Origin of the sequence: Brenneria rubrifaciens (assembly GCF_005484945.1) — a bacterium.
Classification (GTDB): domain Bacteria; phylum Pseudomonadota; class Gammaproteobacteria; order Enterobacterales; family Enterobacteriaceae; genus Brenneria; species Brenneria rubrifaciens.
This window is the reverse complement of record NZ_CP034035.1, coordinates 2104460-2128467: the sequence shown is the minus strand read 5'-3', so window position 1 is coordinate 2128467 and position 24008 is coordinate 2104460. Positions and strand designations below refer to the sequence as shown.

Annotated in this window: 21 protein-coding genes, 1 tRNA gene and 1 pseudogene; 13 read left to right on the top strand and 10 right to left on the bottom strand. The window is 51.5% G+C overall.

The annotated features are described in order from the left end of the window. Positions 1–49 precede the first annotated feature (49 nt). The 5 genes from rlmKL to pqiC all read left to right on the top strand — a co-directional run bounded on the left by rlmKL (position 50) and on the right by pqiC (position 7625). Entirely contained in the window at positions 50–2167 is a 2118-nt protein-coding gene (gene rlmKL, locus EH207_RS09875) for a bifunctional 23S rRNA (guanine(2069)-N(7))-methyltransferase RlmK/23S rRNA (guanine(2445)-N(2))-methyltransferase RlmL (protein WP_137713851.1), read from the top strand. A gap of 3 nt (positions 2168–2170) precedes the next feature. After that, positions 2171–4084, top strand: a complete 1914-nt coding sequence (locus tag EH207_RS09870) for an ABC transporter ATP-binding protein (protein ID WP_137713850.1) — start codon at positions 2171–2173, stop codon at positions 4082–4084. 106 nt (positions 4085–4190) lie between these two features. Beyond that, positions 4191–5429 (top strand): membrane integrity-associated transporter subunit PqiA, encoded by a 1239-nt coding sequence (gene pqiA / locus EH207_RS09865; RefSeq protein WP_246048968.1) that lies wholly within the window; start codon positions 4191–4193, stop codon positions 5427–5429. Continuing rightward, positions 5416–7059: an intermembrane transport protein PqiB gene (gene pqiB, locus EH207_RS09860; RefSeq protein WP_137713848.1), complete on the top strand. Its 1644-nt coding sequence runs from the start codon at positions 5416–5418 to the stop codon at positions 7057–7059. The genes pqiA and pqiB overlap by 14 nt, the downstream gene beginning before the upstream one ends. Next, entirely contained in the window at positions 7056–7625 is a 570-nt protein-coding gene (gene pqiC, locus EH207_RS09855) for a membrane integrity-associated transporter subunit PqiC (RefSeq protein ID WP_137713847.1), read from the top strand. The genes pqiB and pqiC overlap by 4 nt, the downstream gene beginning before the upstream one ends. Here the strand turns inward: pqiC and EH207_RS09850 are convergent. After that, positions 7622–7807, bottom strand: coding sequence for a hypothetical protein (locus EH207_RS09850; protein ID WP_137713846.1), 186 nt, complete (start codon positions 7805–7807; stop codon positions 7622–7624). The genes pqiC and EH207_RS09850 overlap by 4 nt on opposite strands. Positions 7808–7875: 68 nt before the next feature. Between EH207_RS09850 and rmf the strand changes: the two genes are divergently transcribed. Next, positions 7876–8046 (top strand): ribosome modulation factor, encoded by a 171-nt coding sequence (rmf, locus tag EH207_RS09845; RefSeq protein ID WP_137713845.1) that lies wholly within the window; start codon positions 7876–7878, stop codon positions 8044–8046. A 137-nt stretch (positions 8047–8183) separates the two neighbouring features. Here the strand turns inward: rmf and EH207_RS09840 are convergent. Next, a tRNA-Ser gene (locus tag EH207_RS09840) sits at positions 8184–8273 on the bottom strand. Positions 8274–8462: 189 nt separating this feature from the next. On the opposite strand from EH207_RS09840, the pseudogene EH207_RS09835 reads away from it, so the two are divergent. Next, positions 8463–8687, top strand: a pseudogene (locus EH207_RS09835) (phosphatase); the annotation flags it as partial. 43 nt (positions 8688–8730) lie between these two features. After that, positions 8731–9303 carry a TorD/DmsD family molecular chaperone gene (locus EH207_RS09830; protein WP_137713844.1) on the top strand — a complete coding sequence of 191 codons (573 nt, stop codon included), beginning with the start codon at positions 8731–8733 and terminating at the stop codon, positions 9301–9303. Positions 9304–9370: 67 nt separating this feature from the next. On the opposite strand, the gene EH207_RS09825 is transcribed toward EH207_RS09830, so the two are convergent. The 3 genes from EH207_RS09825 to mdtH all read right to left on the bottom strand — a co-directional run bounded on the left by EH207_RS09825 (position 9371) and on the right by mdtH (position 12209). Continuing rightward, positions 9371–9934, bottom strand: coding sequence for a lipoprotein (locus tag EH207_RS09825; RefSeq protein ID WP_137713843.1), 564 nt, complete (start codon positions 9932–9934; stop codon positions 9371–9373). 194 nt (positions 9935–10128) lie between these two features. Then, positions 10129–10776, bottom strand: a complete 648-nt coding sequence (gene grxB, locus EH207_RS09820) for a glutaredoxin 2 (RefSeq protein ID WP_137713842.1) — start codon at positions 10774–10776, stop codon at positions 10129–10131. A 227-nt stretch (positions 10777–11003) separates the two neighbouring features. After that, positions 11004–12209: a multidrug efflux MFS transporter MdtH gene (mdtH, locus tag EH207_RS09815; protein ID WP_137713841.1), complete on the bottom strand. Its 1206-nt coding sequence runs from the start codon at positions 12207–12209 to the stop codon at positions 11004–11006. Between the two features lie 309 nt (positions 12210–12518). Here mdtH and rimJ point away from each other — a divergent pair, with 309 nt between their 5' ends. After that, positions 12519–13097 (top strand): ribosomal protein S5-alanine N-acetyltransferase, encoded by a 579-nt coding sequence (rimJ, locus tag EH207_RS09810; RefSeq protein ID WP_137713840.1) that lies wholly within the window; start codon positions 12519–12521, stop codon positions 13095–13097. Positions 13098–13402: 305 nt separating this feature from the next. Continuing rightward, entirely contained in the window at positions 13403–14941 is a 1539-nt protein-coding gene (gene murJ, locus EH207_RS09805; protein WP_137713839.1) for a murein biosynthesis integral membrane protein MurJ, read from the top strand. 95 nt (positions 14942–15036) lie between these two features. On the opposite strand, the gene argS is transcribed toward murJ, so the two are convergent. Further along, entirely contained in the window at positions 15037–16767 is a 1731-nt protein-coding gene (argS, locus tag EH207_RS09800) for an arginine--tRNA ligase (RefSeq protein WP_137713838.1), read from the bottom strand. A gap of 625 nt (positions 16768–17392) precedes the next feature. Between argS and EH207_RS09790 the strand changes: the two genes are divergently transcribed. Further along, complete coding sequence (locus EH207_RS09790) at positions 17393–17938, top strand: VOC family protein (RefSeq protein WP_137713836.1); 546 nt, start codon at positions 17393–17395, stop codon at positions 17936–17938. A 218-nt stretch (positions 17939–18156) separates the two neighbouring features. Beyond that, positions 18157–18918: a copper homeostasis protein CutC gene (gene cutC / locus EH207_RS09785; protein ID WP_137713835.1), complete on the top strand. Its 762-nt coding sequence runs from the start codon at positions 18157–18159 to the stop codon at positions 18916–18918. A gap of 113 nt (positions 18919–19031) precedes the next feature. Here cutC and cmoB read toward each other — a convergent pair whose 3' ends face one another. The 4 genes from cmoB to EH207_RS09765 form a co-directional block, all read right to left on the bottom strand. Continuing rightward, positions 19032–20003: a tRNA 5-methoxyuridine(34)/uridine 5-oxyacetic acid(34) synthase CmoB gene (cmoB, locus tag EH207_RS09780; protein WP_137713834.1), complete on the bottom strand. Its 972-nt coding sequence runs from the start codon at positions 20001–20003 to the stop codon at positions 19032–19034. Continuing rightward, positions 20000–20743, bottom strand: coding sequence for a carboxy-S-adenosyl-L-methionine synthase CmoA (gene cmoA, locus EH207_RS09775; protein ID WP_137715314.1), 744 nt, complete (start codon positions 20741–20743; stop codon positions 20000–20002). Before cmoA ends, cmoB begins: the two co-directional genes overlap by 4 nt. A gap of 189 nt (positions 20744–20932) precedes the next feature. After that, positions 20933–21328, bottom strand: a complete 396-nt coding sequence (locus EH207_RS09770) for an MAPEG family protein (RefSeq protein WP_137713833.1) — start codon at positions 21326–21328, stop codon at positions 20933–20935. 120 nt (positions 21329–21448) lie between these two features. After that, positions 21449–22264: a DUF72 domain-containing protein gene (locus EH207_RS09765; protein WP_137713832.1), complete on the bottom strand. Its 816-nt coding sequence runs from the start codon at positions 22262–22264 to the stop codon at positions 21449–21451. Positions 22265–22995: 731 nt separating this feature from the next. Between EH207_RS09765 and lpxL the strand changes: the two genes are divergently transcribed. Continuing rightward, complete coding sequence (gene lpxL, locus EH207_RS09760; protein WP_137713831.1) at positions 22996–23919, top strand: LpxL/LpxP family Kdo(2)-lipid IV(A) lauroyl/palmitoleoyl acyltransferase; 924 nt, start codon at positions 22996–22998, stop codon at positions 23917–23919. Positions 23920–24008 lie beyond the last annotated feature (89 nt).

Below are 24008 nucleotides of genomic sequence, written 5' to 3'. Positions count from 1 at the left end.
CGCCTCAATTTTCTTTTTGGTGCCATTTTATTTTGGTGATTGTGACGATATGAATGCTCTGTTTGCCAGCACGGGCCGTGGTCTGGAAGAATTATTAAAAAGTGAGCTTGAGGCGCTGGGCGCTCAGGCCTGTGCCGTGGTGCAAGGCGGGGTGCATTTTCAGGGCGATAGCCGTCTGTTGTATCAGAGCCTGTTGTGGAGCCGTCTGGCATCGCGCATTTTACTGCCGCTCAATGCCTTCAAGGTATACAGCGATTTAGATTTGTACCTCGGCGTACAGGCTATCGACTGGTCAACGATTTTCGCCGTCGATAAAACGTTTGCCGTGCATTTTACCGGCACCAACGACGATATCCGCAATAGCCAGTATGGTGCGCTAAAAGTGAAAGACGCCATTGTGGACAGCTTTACCCGCAAAACGGGTCACCGCCCGGATGTGGCGAAACAGCAGCCGGATATTCGCATCAACGTTTTTCTACAACGCGATACCGTCAGCGTGGCGTTGGATCTGAGTGGCGAAGCCTTGCACCAGCGCGGCTATCGCGATCGGACTGGGCTGGCGCCGCTGAAAGAAAACCTGGCGGCGGCGATTGTGCTGCGATCCGGTTGGCAAAAGGGCGATCCGATGGTCGATCCGATGTGTGGTTCCGGTACGCTTTTAATTGAGGCGGCGATGATGGCCGCCGATCGTGCGCCCGGTTTGCATCGTACCCATTGGGGCTTTAATGCCTGGTTGCAGCACGATGCCGAACTGTGGCGTGAGTTGACGGCGGCGGCGCAAAACCGGGCGCGTCTGGGCATGCGTGAGACCCCCTCCCGCTTTTGGGGTTCCGATAACGATCGCCAGGTGATTGAGCTAGCCAAAGCCAATGCCCGTCGCGCAGGCGTTGATGAATTGATTACCTTTGCGGTGAAAGATGTGGCTCAGATCCAGAATCCTTTACCTTCAGCGCCAACAGGAACGGTGGTCAGCAACCCGCCTTACGGTGAGCGTCTGGAAAGCGAACCGGCATTGATTGCACTGCACAACTTGCTGGGACGCAAGATGAAAAATGATTTTGGCGGCTGGCAACTGTCGCTGTTCAGTGCGTCGCCGGAACTGCTTAGCTGTCTGCAATTACGCGCGGAGCGTCAGTTTAAGGCTAAAAACGGCCCGCTCGAGTGCGTGCAGAAAAATTATCAGCTTGCCGAGGGCCAGAGCGCAACCTGCGGTCAAATTGCTGAGGATTTTGCCAACCGCCTGCGTAAGAACCTGCGCAAGTTGGAAAAATGGGCGAAGCAGCAGAGGATTGAGTGTTACCGTCTCTATGATGCCGACCTGCCTGAATTCAATGTGGCGGTTGATCGCTACGGCAGTTGGGTGGTGGTGCAGGAATATGCGCCGCCTAAAACCATTGATGCCCAGAAAGCGCGTCAGCGCCTGTTTGATGTGATTAACGCGACGCTGAGCGTGCTGGCGCTGCCATCCAACCGTCTGGTCCTGAAAACCCGCGAACGCCAGAAGGGGAAAAGTCAGTATGAGAAACTGGCGCAGAAGGGCGAATTTTTACAGGTGGAAGAGTATAACGCCAAACTGTGGGTCAACCTGACCGACTATCTGGACACCGGGCTGTTTCTCGATCACCGTATCGCCCGCAAAATGCTGGGCGAAATGAGCAACGGGAAAGATTTTCTCAACCTGTTCGCCTATACCGGTACGGCCAGCGTCCATGCCGGATTGGGTGGGGCGCGGACCACCACGACGGTGGATATGTCACGCACGTATCTGGAGTGGGCGGAAAAAAACCTGCGGGCCAACGGCCTGACCGGACGTCAGCATCGTTTGATTCATGCGGATTGTCTGTCGTGGCTGCGTGAGGCCAACGAACAGTTTGACGTTATTTTTATCGATCCACCGACGTTCTCAAACTCGAAACGCATGGAAGACACCTTTGATGTGCAGCGCGATCATCTGGCATTAATGAAAGATCTTAAACGGTTGTTGCGTCGCGGCGGCATCATTATGTTTTCCAACAATAAACGCGGCTTCCAGATGGATATGCCGGGATTAGCGGCGTTGGGATTGGACGCGAAAGAGATTACCGCCCGTACGCAATCACAGGATTTTGCCCGAAACCGTCAGATTCACAACTGCTGGCTGCTGACGCACGCCGGAGAGGAAAAGTAACAGATGTCATTAATCAGCGTATCGGGCGCATGGCTGTCATTCAGCGATGCGCCGCTGTTAGATAACACCGAGCTTCATATTGAAGAAAACGAACGCGTATGTCTGGTGGGCCGCAACGGTGCAGGTAAATCAACTTTGTTGAAGATACTGGCAAAAGAAATCCCACTGGATGATGGGCGTATGACCTATGAGCAGGATTTGATCGTGGCGCGCTTGCAGCAAGATCCGCCGCGTGACGTTGCTGGCAGCGTGTTTGATTTTGTGGCCGAAGGCGTGGCGGCGCAGGCGGACTATCTGAAAAACTATCACGCGACCTTGCGCCTGATTGAAACCGATCCCAGCGAAACGCATCTAAATCAGTTGGCGAAGCTACAGGAAATTCTTGAACATCAGGGACTGTGGCAGTTGGAAAGCCGTATTCACGAAGTGCTGGCGCAACTCGGTCTGAGCGCCGACGCGCCGCTGGCTTCGCTCTCAGGCGGCTGGCTGCGCAAAGCCGCGCTGGGCCGGGCGCTGGTCAGCGCGCCGAGCGTGTTGCTGCTGGACGAGCCGACCAACCATCTGGACATCGAAACCATCGACTGGCTGGAAACCTTCCTGAAAACGTTTCAGGGCAGTATCGTCTTTATCTCGCATGACCGTTCCTTTATTCGCAACATGGCGACCCGGATTGTCGATCTTGACCGCGGCAAACTGGTTTCCTGGCCGGGAAATTACGATAAATATCTGGAAGGCAAAGAAGAAGCCCTGCGGGTGGAAGACCTGCAAAACGCCGAGTTCGATCGCAAACTGGCGCAGGAGGAAGTCTGGATACGTCAGGGAATTAAGGCTCGCCGTACCCGTAATGAAGGCCGTGTCAGGGCGTTGAAGGCCATGCGTAATGCACGCTCACAGCGGCGTGAAGTGATGGGCGCGGCAAAAATGCAGGTGGAGGAGGCAGCTCGTTCCGGCAAAATTGTGTTTGAACTGGAAGAGGTTAATTATCAGATCGATAATAAAGTCCTGACCCGTCATTTTTCCGCACAGGTACAGCGCGGCGATAAAATCGCGCTGGTCGGGCCGAACGGCTGTGGTAAAACCACGCTGCTGAAGCTGATGCTGGGTGAACTGACGCCGACCAGCGGGCGTGTGCATTGCGGCACGAAGCTGGAGGTCGCTTATTTTGATCAGCACCGCGCCGAGTTGGACCCTGAACGCACCGTGATGGATAACCTGGCGGAAGGTAAGCAGGAAGTGATGGTCAATGGCCGTCCGCGCCATGTGCTCGGTTACCTGCAAGACTTTCTGTTCCATCCGAAACGCGCCATGACGCCGGTGAAAGCGCTGTCAGGCGGCGAGCGCAACCGTTTATTACTGGCGCGGTTGTTCCTGAAACCCAGCAATCTGTTGATCCTTGATGAGCCGACCAACGATCTGGATGTGGAAACGCTGGAACTGCTGGAGGAGTTGATCGACGGTTATCAGGGCACGGTGCTGCTGGTCAGCCACGACCGCCAGTTTGTGGATAATTCAGTAACGGAATGCTGGATCTTTGAAGGCGACGGCGCGATCTCCCGCTATGTCGGGGGGTATTACGACGCTCAGCAACAACGCGCTGAGTCGACACCGCTGCGCACGGTATCCGCTCCGGCAGCGTCTACGCCATCGGCGCCTGCGGCGAATACCGCACAGGCCGCTAAACGTAATTCGGGTAAACTAAGCTATAACCAGCAGCGCGAGTTGGATCAGCTACCGCTGAAAATCGAGCAACTGGAACAGCAAATTGACGCGCTGCAAACGCAGGTGAGCGATGCCGGGTTCTTTAGCCGTTCGCATGAGGAAACACAGCAGGTACTGACGGCATTAGCAGAAGCTGAAAAAACGCTGGAATGCTGCTTTGAACGTTGGGAAGAGCTTGAAACGCAAAGGAACGGCTAACATTTAGCAACAGATGGTCCTGGCGTGGTCACAATGGCGGCGTCAGGTGCATTCCTGAAGGAGACGGCTGGCAGTGTGTTCCCACGATCATCACCATGACGACTATATGCTGTGCCCACAGTGTGACCTATTGGTCAAGTTGCCGATATTGTCACATGGACAAAAGGCAGTCTGCCCGCGCTGTAAAACGGCATTGACCAGCTATCAGGCTGAGCCTCGTAAACAACCGGTTGGTTATGCGTTCAGCGCATTATTTATGTTGCTGCTGGCAAATCTTTTTCCCTTTGTGTATATGCGAGTGGCGGGCATTACCAGCGAAATTACGCTGAACCAAATCCCTCAAGTGATGTTGGCGGAAGATTATGCCAGCGTTGCAACGCTCTTTATGCTGTTTGTTCAGCTTATTCCTGCTTTTTGTATGGCCACGGTGATTCTGCTTTGTTTGCATGCTCCGTTACCTTTGGCGTTGAAAAAAATAATGGGGAAGATCCTGTTTCAGCTAAAAAGCTGGGGTATGGCGGAGATTTTTCTGGCTGGCGTACTGGTCAGTTTCGTCAAATTGATGTCCTACGGCGATATCGGTATCGGAGCCAGTTTTATTCCTTTTGTTCTATTTTGTGTCCTGCAACTGTTGGCGTTTCAAAAGCTGGATCGTCGCTGGTTGTGGAATGATATTGTGCCGCCGCCCGCGCTCTCGGCTGAACTTCAGCCGGGCGTCGGCGGGCTGTCGCAAGGGCTGCGCTCTTGCACATGCTGTACGGCGATACTCCCTGCGGAGCAGAGCGTCTGCCCGCGTTGTCACCGTCACGGGCATGCACGCAGGAAGAACAGTTTACAGTGGACGATGTCGCTGCTGATCACCTCGATAATACTGTATATCCCCTCTAATCTTATGCCCATCATGGTGACGGAATCCTTAGGGAACCGAATGGGGTCGACCATTATGTCCGGGGTCATCCTGTTGTGGGGATCGGGTTCCTATCCGGTGGCAATGGTGATTTTCGTCGCCAGTATCATGGTGCCTTCATTGAAAATGCTGGCGTTGGGTTGGCTGTGCTGGAGCGCCAATGGAAAGGGTAAACAGGATCGTGAACGCTTGCATGTTGTGTATGAAATAGTGGAGTTCGTAGGGCGCTGGTCGATGATCGATGTGTTTGTTATTGCCGTGCTGTCGGCACTGGTTCGAATGGGAAGGCTGATGAGCATTTATCCGGCAATTGGCGCCGTGCTGTTTGCTTCTGTCGTGATTCTGACTATGTTTGCCGCTATGACATTTGATCCCCGGTTACTGTGGGATCGCCGTGATAATGTTTTTCATAAGGAGGCCTCCGTTGACGAAAGATAAATACGCCGTTGCGGATGTAGAAACGATCAAACGCTGGTCGCCCGTCTGGATTGTCCCTATCGTTACCGTGCTGATCGGGGCGTGGATACTGTTCTATCATTTCAGTAATCAGGGGCCGCAGATTACCCTGGTGGCCCAAAATGCCGAGGGCATTGAGGCAGGAAAAACCACGATTAAGAGTCGAAGCGTTGATGTCGGTATCGTGGAGAGCGTAATGCTGAGAGACAATCTGAATCAGGTGGAAATCAAGGCTCGTCTGCATGAAGGCATGGGGAAGCTGATAAAGGACGATTCCGCGTTCTGGGTGGTTAAACCCCAGGTCGGGCGCGCGGGGATCTCCGGTCTTGGCACGCTGCTGTCGGGCGCTTATATAGAGCTTCAGCCGGGAGCAAAAGGTAATGAAAAAACCGAATTCTCTCTGCTTGATACTCCGCCTTTGGCCTCTCCTGACGCCAAAGGGATTCGAATCATTCTGGACAGCGACCAGTCCGGTCAGTTGAATGTCGGCGATCCAGTGTTATTTCGCGGTTATCGTGTCGGCTCGGTGGAAACCAGCAACTTCAATCCTCAGGCGCGCAAAATGCGCTATCAGTTGTTTATTTCCGCCCCGTACGACAGCCTGGTGACCGCCAATGTGCGTTTCTGGAAAGACAGCGGCATCGCTTTTGATATGTCGGCGCAAGGTATGCGCGTCGAAATGGGGTCGCTGGCGACATTGTTCAGCGGCGGCGTCAGCTTTGATGTGCCGTCTGGCTGGGATTTGGGTGCTTCCGCCAAGCCGATGGCCGAATATAAGCTCTTTGACGATCGGAGCAGCATCCAGGATTCGTTGTATACCGAATACAAAGAATATCTGATGTTCTTTAACGAGTCGGTCCGTGGCTTGCAGGCGGGCGCGCCGGTTGAATTTCGCGGCATCCGTTTAGGGACGGTGACGCAAGTGCCGTTTTTCACCAAAGGATTGCAAAAGGAAATTGACGACGATTACCGTATCCCCGTCTTGATACGTATCGAGTCCGCGCGGTTTGCCAAGAATTTGGACGGAGAATTGAATTTTGACAAACATTTGGCCAGATCGCAGAAGATGGGACTGCGGGCGTCATTGAAAACCGCCAATATCATCACCGGCGCGCTGTATGTCGATCTGGATTTCTATCCGCAGGAAAAAAATAACAAGCCGTTGATTACCATCAAAGGCTATCCGGTGTTGCCGACTGTCGGCGGCGGGCTGTCGCAAATTCAGCAAAAACTGGTGTCGGTACTGGATAAAGTCAATGGGTTGCCGCTGAACCCAATGGTCACCGAAGCAACCAAAACGCTGGCGGAGAGTCAGGCGACGTTGCGTGAAATGCAGAAAACCCTGGCGTCGTTGAATAAGATAACGTCCAGCCAGTCGATGCAGAATTTGCCGCAGGATATGCAGCAAACCTTGCTCGAGCTGAACCGCAGTATGAAGGGGTTCCAGCCGGGTTCGCCCGCTTACAGTAAAATGGTGGCGGATATGCAACGCCTGGATCAGGTGCTGCGCGAATTGCAACCGGTGCTGCGTACCTTGAATGAAAAGAGCAATGCTTTGGTGTTTGAGGCATCGGGCAGTGAGGACCCCCAACCGAAGAAGGCAAAACAATGATGAAAGGATGGACTCTGGCGCTGGTGTTGCTGCTGACGGCCTGTAGCGGCGGCAACACGCAAAAAACCTACTATCAGTTACCGGCTATGCAGGACTCTGTTGCACCGGTAGAGAAAACGTCAACTGGTCAGCAATTGTGGCTGGAACACGTCAGTGTGGCGGATTATCTCTCCAGTGCGGGGTTGGTTTATCAAACCAACGACGTGCAATATGTTATTGCCAGTAATAATGTGTGGGCCAGTCCTCTGGACCAACAGCTTCAGCAATCGTTGGTGGCTAACCTGAGTCGCAGAATGCCAGGATGGCTGGTGACGTCGCAGCCGCAAAGTAGTAGCGAACAGTCTGTGCTGAATGTCACAGTGACCGCCTTTCACGGTCGTTACGATGGTAACGCCGTGATACGCGGGGAATGGGTATTGAATCGCCACGGACAGGTGCTTAAACAGCCGTTCTCCATTGTCCTGCCACAGTCTGAAGATGGCTATGACGCGCTGGTCAGAACGCTCGCGCAAGGATGGCAGCAGGTCGCGCAATCCATCGCACAGCAGGCGAATTCGGCTTACTAGCCTTCATTATCGACGGCGTTGGTGAAGAGGGGGAATGGGCGATATGGCAAGTTCCTTTTCCCTTGTTTCGCATCGGCCAACTGCGCCATTCCTTTGTTGGGGAAAACTCTTATTTTAGTCCAAAAATGTGACGTTGGCGTGAAATTTGCGCCTTGACCTTTGACGGCAGAATCGTTATTCATACTCCGTGGTTGTCCATAAAGTGACCACTGTTTTCTTTCCACCAGACAAATAATGAGGGAAATAAGGCATGAAGAGACAGAAACGCGATCGCCTCGAAAGGGCTCATTCACGTGGTTATCAAGCAGGTATTTCCGGTAGACCGAGGGAACTTTGTCCTTATCAATCAATAAATGCCCGGTCTTACTGGTTGGGAGGCTGGCGACAAGCCATGGAGGACAAGGCGGCGGTTACAGTCTAGGCTGTCTTGTCAATACAGGGAATGCCTCCGCCCATCGCGGAGGCTTTTGCATTTATAGGGGATAGGCTGCGCTTATTCATCCCGTCACGTATAAAAGAAAATGCCCCTGACGCAAATCAAGGGCATTTTCTTTTATATGGCGGTGAGGGAGGGATTCGAACCCTCGATACGTTTTCACGTATACACACTTTCCAGGCGTGCTCCTTCAGCCTCTCGGACACCTCACCGGCGGTCATCAGTACGTTGTACCGGGGACGGCGCTAATGTAGGGAAATTGCGTAACAGCGTCAACAAACTTCTGCGCCTGAGTGACGCGTTTAGCTAAACTTAACGCAATTTGCTGCTTTACTCGTCATTTTCTCTGTTTCATTGCCTGTTCGCCATCCTCGACTCTCCTGGGGTAATGTTTCACTGCAAATTGTCGCGCGATTGTCGAAGCCGTCCGTGATGCCGGTGGCCTACTTTCTTTAGGTTCTGATTCCCATATTGCCTTTTCTCTGGGAAACTTTACCCACTGCGAGCGTATTTTGCAGGAAGTGAATTTCCCGCAGGAGCGGATTATAAACGTCAGCCCCCGACGAGTACTGGATTTCCTGGAGCAAAAGGGACAGTCCGCAATCGTTAAACTGACTTTTTTGTGACAATGTCACACACTAAGTTACTTAATAATCAATAGGTTTTTGAATGAACGAGTTTTCTATTGTCTGCCGCATATTAGGCTCCTTGTTTTATCGTCCACCGCATGAGCCGGTACTGGCGCCGGTGTTTACGCTCATTAGGGAAGGTAAGCTCCGGCAACACTGGCCGCTGGAGCAGGACGCCTTGCTCGAACGGCTGCAAAAAAGTCTCGATCTCCCCGCGATGGCAGCCGATTATCAGGCGCTGTTCGTTGGTGACGGCTGCGCCGTGTCGCCTTGGCGTTCGGCCTATGAAGCCGGTGATGTAGAGACGGATATCCGCGGTTTCTTGCAAGAACGAGGTATGCCGATGAATGCCGGACCCGTTGATCACTTCGGCGGCCTGCTTCTGGCGGCATCCTGGCTGGAAGATCACGCTCAGGAAGATGAGACGGCAGCACAGATCGCGCTGTTTGATGATTATCTGCTGCCCTGGAGCGGCCGCTTTCTGGGAAAGGTGGAAAGTCACGCAGCCACGGCATTCTATCGTTCGCTGGCAATCATTTGCCGTGAAGCGCTGGATGCAATGCGGGATGAATTGGATGAGGACGTCAATAACGCTTCGATTGACGAAGAATAGCGGGTACGGACGGAACAGTGTAAGACGTTTGCGGCACTCATACCGCAAACGTGGTTGTCCTGCGGTGTTAGTCTGTAAACAGAATAACAATTTGTCCCGGTTTGATTTCAATGCCTTTAGCCAGTTTCTTGGCCAGCGCTTCGGTAGTGCTGTTATCCGCATTCAATACATAGGCTGGCTTTTGATCAAAGTAGCTTTTCAACGATTGATCCAGATAAGGACTTAGCGTCTTAATTACCGCTTCCATTTTTTCGGGTTGCACAGTGTAGTCAGCCAACTCCATATCTTTCAGATAGATAGCACCTTGAGACTGATTAAATACCGGCTGCGCTTTCAGCGTCAGTTTGAGATCGGCGCTCTGGTTACCCAGCAAAGAACTGATATCGACTTTGGCGTTGCCAGATAGGGTAATCTTTCCCGGTTCCGCTCTACCAATCTGGCTGGACAAATCGGTCAGGACGATATCGGCATCCACCACGCCGGGAACGCCCAACTGTTTTTTGTAATCATTGTGCTTTTGCAGGTACTCGTTAACTTCCTGTTCATTCAGCGTGTATTGCGTCAGTTTGTTGCAAGCGCTTAGCGTAAAAGTAAGCAGCAATGCGGTTGCCGCCAATCCCAGCTTTTTCATTATCTTGACCTCAATCAGACTTCTTAGGTGTGTAATCCGGTTACTCAAATAGATTCACTTAAATGCAGTTTCAGGGTGCATGTTCATCCCACTCCGTACCAATCAGATAGCGCTGAAAATGAAGCATATAGCCGAACGCCTTGGTACGCGGTACAGAAAAACGCCGCTTCATGGAGAAGCGGCGCGACGTGGGGCTATTGCGCCAGACTGCTCAACAAGGTGACCTGAGTTTGTTTGGCCATGTTGTCACGGTAGTCGGCAACCCTGGACGGTGGCGTGACGCCCGCCACGATCGACAGGGAGCGCAGCAGCGGGAACAGATGGATATCATCCGTGGAAAGCTCGCCATTACACGCATTGGGGAGAACGATCAACGGATCCAGATCCAGCAGATCATTATTCAGTTTTTTAATCAATCCCGGTGAATGGCTAAGGTGTTCGGCAAAACGGCCCAACTGCGCTTCTTTTTTCCTGATGAAGTATTGGCGGGCGGGCGCGGAAGCAAACTCCTCGAATGCTGCCTGGGCAAAACGCGGAATAATCAGACGGGGCGTATAGTCGGATACCTTGCGTAACCAGGCGGCGATCGCCGGATTCGTCGGGCCGGTAAGAAGAGGTTTCTTATCGTAGTTATCAATGAAATGGACGATATCCATACTTTCGGGCATAACGCTGCCATCGTCTTTTTGCAGGATCGGCACCATTTTTTGACCAATCAGTCGCTTCGGCGTCGCCTCATCATCATTGGCCAATATTTGCAGTTCAACCGGGATATTTTTCAGGCCGAAAATCATACGTGCTTTCACACAGTAGGGGCAGTGGTCGTAAATATATAACTTCATACTGGGTATCCTCTGGTTCACTGATGTATCCGTTATCATAGACGTGGTCGCGAGGGCGACCCCACATGGGTCCATTCCACAAACCATCTATACGCGTCATACTTCAAGTTGAATGTGTGTTGGTTTTGCGGCAACTCGAATTATTTAGGTATATAACAATCAGTTGAATGTATTAGGAAAGTATGGAGCGCTTTACTGATGAGATCAAATTACCGGTAAAGACGATGCTAGTGACCGCCCAGCATCGCGGGTTCAATCCGGCGTTGATTGAACTGCCAGTAGAGTGCGGCCAGTGTGAGAAAGCCGATGGCGCCCAGCATGAACCAGGGCAGTTCAGGCTGATTCAGCGCATGCCCGCTATCAAAAAGCCACCCCCCGCCGCTGTAGCCAATGGCGCCGCCCAGCGCCAGCCCAAGACGGCTGCATCCCATGTAGCTGCCTCTGGCACGGGCGTCGGCTAACGAGGCGCTCAGCGTTTCACGGGCCGGTTCCGCGATAATGGAACCGATATAAAACAGGCCGATCAGTATCAATAATGGTTGCAGGCTGGTCGTCAGGCCGATCGGAAACATACTGAGCGACATAATAAACAGACCCGCCATCAGGCGTTGTTCCAGACGAAAACGTTTTTCACTCCAGCGCGCGATGGGATAGAGCAGCGTCAGCGATAGCGTCGCTTCAATGGCATACATCCATTTTACCGCGCCTGGCGTACCGGCAATTTCATTCACCATAATGGGCAACATCAGCAGTACCTGAACCGCCAGCATATAATAGCCGGTTAGCGTCAGCACATAGGTCAGGAAACGGCGATCGCGGATAACGCGCCTCAGACCTTCCCCGATGGGAAGTTTGATCATCGAGGTACGGTAGGCAGGCAGAAACCACATATTCAGCGCCGCTGCCAGCATAAAGATGGTCGCGCCTACCCAACAGACGATTTCAAAGTCATACTTGAGCAGCCAGCTTCCGATTAGCGCGCCGATTACCGCCCCAGCGCTATCCTGCATCATTAACAGGGAATAAAAACGGCCACGCTCCTGAGGACGGGTCAGTTTGATAACCAGCGCGGTTCTTGGCGGATCGAAAAGCGCGCCCCCAATACCGGAAACGGCGCAGGAAAGCCACAGAATCCAGGGATCGTCGGCAATTGCCATAATAACGAAGCTGGCAGCGCGCAACAGCATACCGGTCACAACCATCGGTTTTGCACCGAAGCAGTCGGCAATGGCGCCGCCGAAAATACCCAATCCCTGCTGAATGAACTGGCGTAGTCCCAGCGCAATACCCACCAATAACGCCGCCCAGCCAAGCTGATCGACAAAACGAATGGAAATAAGGGGAAAAACGACAAAGAACCCCAATACCACCAGCATATTATCCAGCAACAAAAAATATTTGCCTAAGCTTCGAGCTTGAGACATCAGAGGCATGTATCACCACAAGAAAAGAGGAGGAAAATAACGGACATGACTATTTTGTACTCTATTTCCCATCTGGGATAGCCCGTTCATAGATAATATTTTTTTATCGACAGTCGCTACCCGCGAGGCATTTTTTGTATAAAAATAAATTTATTGATTCGATCGCACAATAACTCAGCGGAGGGGGTTTTACGTCTGAGAATTTATGCGGTTATAGTAAGCATCATCGGCAATGCGCGGTATTTTCTGCTGTCAGAGAAAATTTATTTTGACCCGATGAATTTTATTTATCGTACAAACGGAAATCTGGGGGGCGGGATGTTTGGCTATCGTAATACGCCGGCAAAAGTCCATCTAACAACCGCTCGGTTGGTGGTGCGTTTGGCGCATGAGCGCGATGCATGGCGTCTGGCTGAATACTATTCGGAAAATCGTGATTTTCTTAAACCCTGGGAGCCGGTACGCGATGCCAGCCACTGCTACCCATCCGGCTGGCAGGCACGATTGAGCGTCATTAACGATATGCATAAACAGGGCTGTGCTTATTATTTTCTGCTGCTGGACCCGAATGAGAACGAGGTACGGGGCGTGGCCAATTTCAGCAATGTGCTGCGCGGGGCGTTTCACGCCTGCTATCTCGGCTACTCGCTGAGTGAAAAGTGGCAGGGGCAGGGATTGATGTTCGAGGCTCTTCAACCGGCGTTGCGCTATATGCAGCGTCAGCAGCACATGCACAGAATCATGGCCAACCATATGCCGCATAATCATCGCAGCGGAAATCTGCTGGCGCGACTGGGGTTTGAACGTGAAGGTTATGCAAAAGACTATCTGCTGATTGACGGTAAATGGCAGGATCATGTGTTGACTGTACTCACCAATCATGACTGGAAACCCTAAGGAATCAGGATGAAATATTCGCTTTGTGCCCGCGAGATTGGCGTATGCGGGGAAAGGCAATCACCACGGCGGAACCGTGTCCCAAATCATCGTCGGTAAGGGAACCGTCATATCAACGAAAGCTGAATGGTCATTATCTCCGCCCGCATGTCGGCATGATGGGGCTGGGAAAAAGCTGAAAAGATCGGCGGCGATAACAATGGCCGGTAGCTATTAAGCGTACAATGCGTAGACTAGTCGCATGCCACAATCAGATGACCTAAATGGTCGATAATCGTCCCCGGACGTTTCAGAATATAAATCGGATGAATCTACTTAAATCATTGGCAGCCGTCAGTTCTATGACGATGTTTTCCCGCGTTCTGGGATTTGTCCGGGACGCGATAGTGGCGCGGGTTTTTGGCGCTGGCATGGCAACGGATGCGTTCTTTGTGGCATTCAAACTGCCTAATCTATTGCGCCGAATTTTTGCCGAAGGCGCGTTCTCTCAGGCGTTTGTGCCGATCCTGGCAGAATACAAAAGTCAGCAGGGCGATGAAGCGACCCGCACATTTCTGGCCTATGTTTCCGGCATGCTGACGCTGATTCTGACGCTGGTGACGGTAGCCGGAATGGTGGCGGCGCCGTGGGTCATTATGGTGACGGCTCCCGGATTCGCGGCCACGCCGGACAGATTTGAACTGACCTCCGCGCTGCTGCGGGTAACATTCCCCTACATTTTGCTGATCTCGTTGACATCAATGGTGGGATCGGTGCTGAATACCTGGAACCGCTTTTCCGTTCCCGCCTTTGCGCCCACGTTGCTAAACGTCAGCATGATCGGGTTTGCCCTGTTCGCGGCGCCGTGTTTTAATCCGCCGGTGATGGCGCTTGCCTGGGCCGTGCTGGTGGGGGGAGTGCTCCAGCTTGGTTATCAACTGCCGCATCTGAAGAAAATCGGGATGCTGGTGTTGCCGCGGATAAAATGGCGTGATCCCCGTGTCTGGCGGGTGATGAAATTGATGGGACCCGCGGTTCTTGGGGTTTCCGTCAGCCAGATCTCGCTGATCATCAATACCATTTTCGCCTCATTTCTCAGTGAAGGCGCCGTGTCGTGGATGTATTACGCCGACCGCCTGATGGAGTTCCCTTCCGGCGTCCTGGGCGTGGCGTTGGGAACGATTCTACTGCCTTCGTTGGCGAAAAGTTTTGCCAGCGGCAATCAGGATGAGTATTCCCGTCTGATGGACTGGGGACTGCGTCTGTGCTTCCTGCTGGCTCTGCCGAGCGCGGTGGCGCTGGGGATTTTGGCGCAGCCGCTGACCGTATCGCTGTTTCAGTACGGGAAATTCAGCGCCTTTGACGCAGTCATGACGCAACGTGCGCTGATTGCCTATTCGGTCGGACTGATGGGACTGATCGCCGTGAAGGTTTTGGTGCCGGGGTTTTATTCCCGGCAGGATATCAAAACGCCGGTAAAAATTGCGGTCGTCACGCTGGTTTTGACCCAGATAATGAATCTGATTTTCATCGGGCCGTTGCAGCACGCGGGACTGGCGCTGTCTATCGGGTTGGCGTCCTGTCTGAACGCCGGTTTGCTGTTCTGGCAATTGCGCAAGCAGGGTATTTTCCATCCCCAACCGGGCTGGACGATCTTTCTGTCGAAGCTGTTTGTCGGCGTGGCCGTGATGTCGCTGGTGCTGATGGGCCTGCTGTGGTGGATGCCGGCCTGGGAGGTCGGCAGCATGGCAAACCGCATCGCGCGTCTGATGGTAGTGGTAGTGGCGGGCGCCGGGGCGTACTTCGCTACGCTGGCCCTACTGGGTTTCCGTCCGCGGGATTTTGCCCGGCGGGTTTTGGCCTGATACGGATAAAAAACGGCATAGCAAAAGGCCACTGGGCATTCCCAATGGCCTTTGTGTTTAGCGCTTAGCCAGATTCGGCGTTACGCCATCTCGAATTACATCTTCTCGACGGTGTCGATACCCAGCGTATTCAGACCTTGTTTGAGCGTTCTGGCGGTCAGCAACGCCAGTTTCAGGCGGCTCTGACGGATTGCATCATTTTCCGCGTTCAGGATTGGGCAGTGCTCATAAAAGCCGGAGAACAACCCCGCCAGATCGTAAAGGTAGGCGCACATCACATGCGGGGTGCCGTCTCGGGCCACGGTGTTAATCGTTTCTTCAAATTGCAGTAAACGGGTAGCCAGTGCCATTTCGCGAGCTTCTGTCAGTTGGACGGGCTGAGTCAGCGCATCTTCCTGTATGCCGGCGCGTTTAAAAATTGACGCCACACGGGTATAGGCATACTGCATATAGGGTGCGGTATTGCCCTCGAATGCCAGCATGGTGTCCCAGTCAAAAACATAATCGGTGGTACGGCTTTTTGACAGGTCGGCATATTTTACCGCCCCGATGGACACCACTTTGGCTAATGCGCTCAGTTCATCGGCGGACATATCGGGGTTTTTGGATTCGATAAGCTTATAGGCGCGCTCATAGGCTTCGTCCAGCAAATCGGAGAGCTTGATGGTGTCGCCCGCACGGGTTTTAAACGGTTTGCCGTCTTTACCCAGCATCATGCCGAACATGTGATGTTCCAGGCTGACGGAGTCGGGAACGTAGCCGGCTTTGCGGACAATGGTCCAGGCCTGCAACAAATGCTGGTGCTGGCGGGAATCAATGTAATAAAGCACGCGATCGGCATTCAGCGTTTCATATCGGTATTTCGCGCAGGCGATATCGGTGGTGGTGTAGAGGTAGCCGCCATCTTTTTTCTGGATGATGACCCCCATCGGTTCGCCTTCTTTGTTTTTGAACTCATCAAGGAAAACCACCGTGGCGCCTTCACTTTCAACAGCCAGACCTTTCGCTTTCAGATCGGCCACAATGCCGGGCAGCATGCTGTTGTACAGGCTTTCACCCATCACGTCATCTTTGGTCAGCGTGACGTTGAGACGTTCATAGGTGAGCTGGTTTTGCGACATGGTGATATCGACGAGTTTACGCCACAACTGACGGCAGTATTCATCGCCGCCTTGCAGCTTCACCACATAGCCACGGGCGCGTTCAGCGAATTCGGCATCGTTGTCATAATGCTTTTTCGCTTCGCGGTAGAAGGCTTCAAGGTCAGACAACGCCATCTCGCCGGCCTGAGCGTTCTGCACTTTTTCGAGATAAGCGATCAGCATGCCGAACTGTGTGCCCCAATCGCCGACATGGTTGGCGCGCACCACATTGTGGCCGAGGAACGCCAGCGTGCGGACGGCGGCGTCCCCAATAATGGTGGAACGCAGGTGGCCCACGTGCATCTCTTTGGCAACGTTAGGCCCGGAATAGTCGATAACAATGGTTTGTGGTTCAACGGGCGTCACACCCAGTTTGGGCGCGTTCAGCGCGTTCTCTGTCTGGGTGGCAACCCATTGTTTATCAAGAAAAATATTGATAAAACCAGGGCCTGCGATTTCTGTTTTCGTCGCAATGCCATCCAGCGCTAAACACTGGAGCACCTTTTCTGCCAACTGACGCGGGGGCATGCCCAGATGCTTTGCAACGGCCATAACGCCGTTCGCCTGGTAATCGCCAAACTGTGCTTTTGCCGACTGACGGACCTGCGCCTCGCTGTTGAGCGGCGCACCCGCGGCTACCAATGCCTGGCTGACTTTTTCGGAGAGAAGAGCCTGAATATTCACCGTGTTACCTTAATTAAAAGATCAAGCCCTTGCTTATACCATATTTACCAATATGAGTCAGCAAACGGGCTATCGTTAACGGGAAGTGACAGGTTTACAATGAAGTAGAAAGGAGAAGGTGAAAGGGTAAAAAAAGATTTTATTACGTCAGTTATTATAAAAGTGGGCGCGGCAGGAGGCTTATTTATTTAATGCTTTTTAGAACGATGATTTCCGCCAATTTTTTGTTCATTCCTGATTTTAAAATGACGGAAAATAGCATACGCCGCAATAATGACGAGTAAAATTGAAATTGCTAATAAGATCATATTTATGGCTCTCAGTGTATATTTAGCAGACACACTATACTGTTTTTTTTCATCGTACAATGGGGTTGCTTTTATTTAAGATAACTCCCAATGCAAGTTGCAAAAGCCATCTCATATATGAATGTTAATAAACACTTTTGTTAATTAATGTGATTTGTTTTTCATCTTATTGTATTTAAATGTTTTATTTTTTTTAACAAATGTATTATGAATATAAGTTAAACGAAAACCATTCTAGGAAAGTTCATGAATTTGAAGATAATTACCGAATAAAGTTATATCTTATTTAGTCACTAATAAGTTAGGAGTTTTCTTATATGTTGTCTAAGGCGTTGACCCTGGATTTAGCACGTTTTGAACAAGAAGTTATAACGCTGGCGGCGGATCTTCAACTTGATTTGAGTCTATTTCGCGCCGACCATCTCTCTTTGCGCTGTCACCAGAACACCACGGCCGAACGCTGGAAAGCCGAACTATCAGGTATAGGAACGCTTTTTTCTGAGAATAGGATTAATGGACGAAATATCTGTTTGTTTATATTAGATTCTGCAATCAGCGTTGGGCCGTGGGAAATTGAATGCATCGAATTACCCTGGCCTGGCAAGAAATATTATCGCCATGAAGGGTGGGAGCATGTAGAACTGGTGTTGCCCGGCGACCCGGAAACATTGCATCAGAGAGCATTAGCCTGTTTATCGGATGAGGCTTTACGCATGCCGGGGATAAAACTTAAATTCATTTCACCGCAGGGTGAAAAAGATCGTCTTCCCAATCCCACGCTGGCGCTCACCAATGGTAACGTCACCATCAAGTTTCATCCTTATGATATCCGGGATATTGTCGCCAGTGAGCAGGACGGGTAAATGTTAGGGGCAAAACGACAGTGACGTCACGATTCACCGCTAATTACGTTTCGATAAACGCATTAACGAAATTGTGGCTTATGCCATGTTTATGCTAAAAACACATCGCATTCATTGTGACGCCTGTCTCCTTACGTTGAGAACCGGAGTGCCATAGTTATTTGTTTCGCAATAAAGAAAACGCTTTGGACGTTCATTGGAGTGAACTGGAGGTGGCTATGCCGAAACTGGAAGTCTGCTGCTACAGCGTCGAGTGCGCGGTAACGGCGGCGCAGGCCGGGGCGGATCGGGTAGAGCTCTGCGCCGGGCAGCGAGAAGGAGGATTAACGCCTGGATATGGTTTATTGCGCCTCGCTCTCGAACAAGTAACGATTCCCGTTCATCCGATTGTGCGTCCGCGGGGCGGGGATTTCTGTTACCGCAATACAGAATTTAAAGCGATCAAGTATGAGATTGAACAAATCAGGGAAATGGGGTTTCCGGGATTGGTGGTAGGGGTCTTGGATTCTGAAGGGCACATCGACGTGTCCCGAATGCAGCGAATTATGTCGTTGGCTCAAGACATGGAGGTGACATTTCATCGTGCTTTCGATATGTGCCTGAGCCCGCGTCTTGCGTTGGAGCAATTAACGGATTTGGGCATATCCCGCATACTGACCTCGGGGCAGCAGCAAACGGCGGAAAATGGATTGGCGTTATTGCGTGAACTAACTCGCGCCAGCCGTGGTCCAATAATCATGGCTGGTTCAGGCGTACGACTGACCAATCTCCACAAGTTCAAGCAAAGCGGCATTCAGGAACTCCACAGCTCAGCGGGTCAATGGACGTCATCAGTAATGCGTTATCGAAAAGCCGGTATTTCCATGTGTGGGGATAATACCGATAGGGATGAGTTCAGTCAGTACCGCGTGGACGGTGATGTGGTTGCTGCCATGACGCGAGCGCTGGGTGGGGATCATGAAACCTCATCCCTTTCCTAATGACTGCCAGTTATCTACCCTTTGCCGCGCAGCATACCATCAGGTTTGCTTGCGAGTACCAAGCCCCGGCGTATTTCCGGGGCTTTTTTTCTTTCGCTTTATTTTTTAGATGATTAGGGTTTACGGGCGACCAGCACCGCACGCCGTGGCGCTGGATAGCCTTCCACCGTTTTGCTTCGATCGGCGGGATCGAGGAATTCCGCCAGCGATTCGGTAATCATCCAGTCGGTCCGGCGTTGTTCCTGCGTGGTGGTGGTGCAGATATCCACCACGCGGACATCAGTCAAACCACATTTTTCCAACCATTTCGTCAAGGCTGCGGCCGAAGGAATAAAATACACATTACGCATTTGCGCGTAGCGTTCTCCCGGCACCAGAACCTGATGTTCATCCCCTTCTATCACCAACGTTTCCAGCACCAGTTCCCCCCCTGATACCAACTGGTTTTTCAACTGCCACAGGTGATCGAGCGGCGAGCGGCGGTGATACAGCACGCCCATGGAGAATACGGTGTCAAATGCCGCCAGGTCGGGTAATTGCTCAATGCCGAGCGGTAACACGTGAGCGCGCCGATCGTCGCCAAGCAGCTTGCGGACCGCTTCAAACTGACATAAAAACAGTTGCATGGGATCGATACCGACGGCCATGCGCGCGCCTTCGCCCACCATGCGCCACAGGTGATAACCGCTGCCGCAGCCGACATCAAGAATCAGGCGGTCTTTCAGCGGGCTGATGTGCGGCAGCACGCGTTGCCATTTCCAGTCAGAGCGCCATTCGGTGTTGATCTCTACGCCGTAAAGGGAAAACGGACCCTTGCGCCAGGGCATTAGATTGCGCAATAGCATTTCGATACCTTCACGTTGCCCGCTGGAGAGGTCTGGCTCCATACGGGCAGTGATGCTGTGGGTGAGATCCAGCGAGGTTGGCGTTAGCGCGGGAAGATGCTCGAGCGTGTTAAACCACAGTTTGAATTTCCCATGCAGCGATGCCTGCTGCCACTGGCTTAATTGCGGCGGTAGCGTATTCAGCCAGTGGCTCAACGGGCCTTTGGCGATTTGCTGATAGAAATTGCCGAAATCGATCATGCCTGATTCTCTGTTTTGATGGCCAGCAAAGAACCAAAATTAAAGCACTGGAACCAGACTTCGCTGTGCGGGAATCCCGCCAGTTTTAAACGATTTTTATGTGTTTCCACCGAATCCGTCAGCATCACATTTTCCAGCATGCTGCGCTTCTGGCTGATTTCTAATTCGCTATAGCCGTTAGCCCGCTTGAAATCGAGGTGCATGTTGAACAGTAGCTCCCCAATGTCGGCATCGGAAAAGCTGAATTTTTCCGACAGCACCAGCACGCCACCGGGATTGAGACCCTGATAGATGCGGTTCAGCAATAATTGCCGATTGGCAGGTTCCAGAAACTGCAAGGTAAAGTTCAGCACTACCATTGAGGCGTTTTCTATTTCGATATCCTGAATATCGGATTCAACGATCGTAACCGGGGTATCGGAACGGAAGGCGTCAATATGGTTACGGCAGCGTTTGATCATGGCCGGCGAGTTGTCGACCGCGATAATGTTGCAACCCGGTAGGTGAATATTGCGTCTTATTGACAGCGTGGCCGCTCCCAAAGCGCAACCCAGATCGTAAATCTGACTTTCGGCCTGAACGAAGCGCCCGGCAAGCATGCCAATCATTGAGATAATATTGGAATATCCCGGAACAGAACGCTGAATCATGTCGGGAAAAACGTCGGCTACACGTTCGTCGAAAGTCCAGTCGCCCAGATTGGCAATCGGAACGGAAAAAAGCATATCGTGGTTTGGCATGACGGAAATAGGGCTGAGATAGATAATTGAAAGGCGATATTCTAGCAGAATGAGGTAATAAAGCATGCGCTGTTGTTGCCTTGTGACCGCGTAAGACAACAACCATGTGAGGGAAACACGCGCGTAAAGACGAATTAAGGAGCAAGGCGCTTCACCCGCAACAGGTGTTGCCTGATTGACGAGCGCCGATTAATACAGGGTAAATACAAGTTCCCAGGGCAAATAATAGAGATTGAGCAGCGTCATCAGCACCAGCGAGACACAGGTGGCCAGCATGCCGGAACGACGCCAGCGGAATTCACGGTGATACAGACCGTAATAGTGAAATAAACGTCCGACGATCAGGAGAATCCCGCACAGATGGATCGCGGCCACTATCGCGCCATTCATTTCCATAAGAACCAATAGGATAGCGCCGATGGGAATGTACTCAACAGCGTTACCGTGGATGCGGATAGCCGTCTGAAGCTCATAAAACCCGCCGTCGCCATAGGCTACGCGATACTGCATTCTGAGTTTAACGACATCAAGAGACAGTTTTATCAATAACAATGCGCCGAGCACGACGTAGAGCGCGCTTACCATTTTTAACTCCATAACCTAACCAAAAACGGCTTGCAGAATAATAGCTTTCCCGACTAGAACTGTCGCCTGCAAGATTAATTATTTTTATCTTAAATATGTTGCTGCGAATTATATGCATGATCAAAACAGCGATGCCTGCTGAGGCCAGTCTGGTATTGGAGGCAGTGACGGCATTACCTCAGCCAGCGAAGGCCAGAGGTGCTGGGCCAGCGGTGGCGAGTCGCCGATATCCGGGGTATGAATAAACAGGAACGGCCGCGTGGATGACCACTGAGGGAGCTTTTTCAGCCAGGACTGAAACCAGCGCTGATTCTCCAGTGCATTTTCACTGCCGATAAAACGAATGAGCGGTTGCGTCGCGGTTAACACGGCGTGGACCGGGAGACGCGGTTTTTTACGCTGCGCCTCCCGTATTGCGACACTATCAGGCGCCGCGTGGTGGACGGGACGGCTGTCAAGAATGACGCGGTTGACGCCACGTTGCTGCAAGCCCTGGTTCAGACTGCGCTCTTCATCCCCTTTGGCGAAAAACAGCGAATGCCTGACCTCCACGCCATAGCAGAATGCCTTTGGAAGTGCGTCGAGAAACTGCCACAGGTCGGGGAGTTGTACCGGACTAAACGCAGCGGGCAACTGGAGCCATAACTGCCCAATGCGATCGGCCAGCGGTTCCAGGCTGTGATAAAAACTCAGCACCTCGCTTTCACAGTGTTGCAGGGCTGCCTGGTGGCTGATGGCGGACGGAAATTTAAAGCAGAAGCGGAAGTCGTCGTGCGTCATATCCCGCCAGCGCATCACCAGATCGCGGGAAGGCAGGGCATAGAATGTGGTGTTTCCTTCAACGCAGTTAAAATAGCGCGAATAATCAGCCAGATTGTGTAACCCTAAACGGTTCCAGGCTGCGTGTTGCCACTGCGGTAGACCAATGTACAGCATAAGCCTTGTTCTTCATCGGTAAAAATGAGTACTGAGTTCTACATACTATACCCTTGTATCTTAAAGTTTGGATATCATTAGCCGTGTAGATTTGACTCGGTTCGTGCGGCATGTTTGACCCCAATAATTTAAGTTGTAGGAAGCCGACGCACCTGAAACTTGAAGTATTGACGGGTATAACAATGAGCTCAGAGCCATTGCCGATCATAGGGCGTACACTTTGCGTCCATACATCTATCTGGTAAAAGATCTGTCTATCTTTGATGCCGTTGGATGTTGAGCAACCGCACCGTAAAAGTTGCTTGCCCCTATATGCGCCCACGTTACTGAATAAAACAGAATCAGACTTCGTGGCTATATCACGATTATTTTCCCTAAATGCGGCCTGTGTTTTTTTGCCGAAAAATAAATAATGGAAATGTTTTGTTATTTATTTTCATAAGGTTGTCGTGTAGTCTAGGTCACCTCCAACAAGGGATGTGCTAGCAGATAACAGGATGAACTGAAAGTGTTTTTGTTTACTCAAACCCGAGTGATTCTCTCTGGCATTTAGCACGGCGTGTCATCTGCATGACATTCATTTTGGACATAATGAAAAACTACATGGATGGGGGGAATCGCCACTCTACTGGATTAAATATCACAAATTTGGATTATCACACCTGAATGATCTCATGTTATTAAATTTTTGTTGTCAAAGAGAATGCACGGATAATTTAGAGTAAGCGTATATGGTTAATCGCTGTAAAGTTTTTTTGAGCTATATTCATCCCCGATACTGGCTGCTTTGGTCTGGATTGGGCGTCTTGTTTCTGTTGGTTCAGTTGCCTTACCCCATTCTGGTCGCGCTTGGAGGCTGGTTAGGCCGTCAGTCGATGCGTTTTTTAAAAAGGCGTGCGGCGATTGCCCGGCGTAACCTGATGCTTTGTTTTCCCGATATCAGCGCACAACAGCTGGAAGATAAATTGACAGATAATTTTTCCTCTCTTGGCATCGCCCTGATGGAGACGGGCATGGCATGGTTCTGGTCCGATCGGCGGATAAAAAAGTGGATTGAGATCACCGGCCTGGAGCATTTGCTGGCCGCGCAGAAGAAACAAAGCGGCGTTATCGTTATCGGCGTACATTTCATGACGCTGGAATTGCATTTCCGCATTTTGGGCCATTGCAACCCGATGACCGTCATGTATCGGCCTCATAACAGTAAAATAATGGAGCTGGTGCAAAAATGGGGACGTTCAAGATCGGGGAATGTGTTGGTTGACCGGAAAAAACTGGTCTTAATGGTGCACACATTAAAACGCGGCGGCGTTGTCTGGTTTGCACCCGATCAGGATAATGGCGTGAGAGGCAGCGTATTTGTCCCCTTTTTAGGCGTCGAACGGGCGGCGACCAGTAATGGAACATTCATTATTGCTAAACTGGCCAGACCGAAACTGGTGACGGCGGTGGTGATCCGCAAACCCGGCGGACAAGGATATCAACTAATTATTTCTTCTGAACTGGAAAATTATCCCTATGATGACAGTCTGTCGGCCGCTCACTATCTGAATCAGGTGATAGAGCGCGAAATTATGAGGGCGTCCGACCAATATCTTTGGTTGCATCGGCGTTTTAAAACACGACCAAAGGGTGAGCAATCCCTGTATATATAATCCAATATTTTTCCTCTCCGGCTCTGCCGCTTTCTTGTTTTGGTACAACGTTCAATGGACTGACGTTTATCGACTATACTTACACACTT

Coding starts and splice junctions, on each gene's coding strand:
- rimJ (WP_137713840.1), top strand. CDS start 12,519: ATGTTTGGCTATCGTAATACGCCGGCAAAAGTCCATCTAACAACCGCT.
- cutC (WP_137713835.1), top strand. CDS start 18,157: ATGCCGAAACTGGAAGTCTGCTGCTACAGCGTCGAGTGCGCGGTAACG.
- EH207_RS09870 (WP_137713850.1), top strand. CDS start 2,171: ATGTCATTAATCAGCGTATCGGGCGCATGGCTGTCATTCAGCGATGCG.
- murJ (WP_137713839.1), top strand. CDS start 13,403: ATGAATCTACTTAAATCATTGGCAGCCGTCAGTTCTATGACGATGTTT.
- pqiC (WP_137713847.1), top strand. CDS start 7,056: ATGATGAAAGGATGGACTCTGGCGCTGGTGTTGCTGCTGACGGCCTGT.
- pqiA (WP_246048968.1), top strand. CDS start 4,191: ATGCTGTGCCCACAGTGTGACCTATTGGTCAAGTTGCCGATATTGTCA.
- EH207_RS09790 (WP_137713836.1), top strand. CDS start 17,393: ATGTTGTCTAAGGCGTTGACCCTGGATTTAGCACGTTTTGAACAAGAA.
- EH207_RS09765 (WP_137713832.1), bottom strand. CDS start 22,264: ATGCTGTACATTGGTCTACCGCAGTGGCAACACGCAGCCTGGAACCGT.
- lpxL (WP_137713831.1), top strand. CDS start 22,996: ATGGTTAATCGCTGTAAAGTTTTTTTGAGCTATATTCATCCCCGATAC.
- mdtH (WP_137713841.1), bottom strand. CDS start 12,209: ATGCCTCTGATGTCTCAAGCTCGAAGCTTAGGCAAATATTTTTTGTTG.
- cmoA (WP_137715314.1), bottom strand. CDS start 20,743: ATGCCAAACCACGATATGCTTTTTTCCGTTCCGATTGCCAATCTGGGC.
- EH207_RS09850 (WP_137713846.1), bottom strand. CDS start 7,807: ATGAATAACGATTCTGCCGTCAAAGGTCAAGGCGCAAATTTCACGCCA.
- EH207_RS09825 (WP_137713843.1), bottom strand. CDS start 9,934: ATGAAAAAGCTGGGATTGGCGGCAACCGCATTGCTGCTTACTTTTACG.
- EH207_RS09830 (WP_137713844.1), top strand. CDS start 8,731: ATGAACGAGTTTTCTATTGTCTGCCGCATATTAGGCTCCTTGTTTTAT.
- grxB (WP_137713842.1), bottom strand. CDS start 10,776: ATGAAGTTATATATTTACGACCACTGCCCCTACTGTGTGAAAGCACGT.
- rmf (WP_137713845.1), top strand. CDS start 7,876: ATGAAGAGACAGAAACGCGATCGCCTCGAAAGGGCTCATTCACGTGGT.
- cmoB (WP_137713834.1), bottom strand. CDS start 20,003: ATGATCGATTTCGGCAATTTCTATCAGCAAATCGCCAAAGGCCCGTTG.
- rlmKL (WP_137713851.1), top strand. CDS start 50: ATGAATGCTCTGTTTGCCAGCACGGGCCGTGGTCTGGAAGAATTATTA.
- EH207_RS09770 (WP_137713833.1), bottom strand. CDS start 21,328: ATGGTAAGCGCGCTCTACGTCGTGCTCGGCGCATTGTTATTGATAAAA.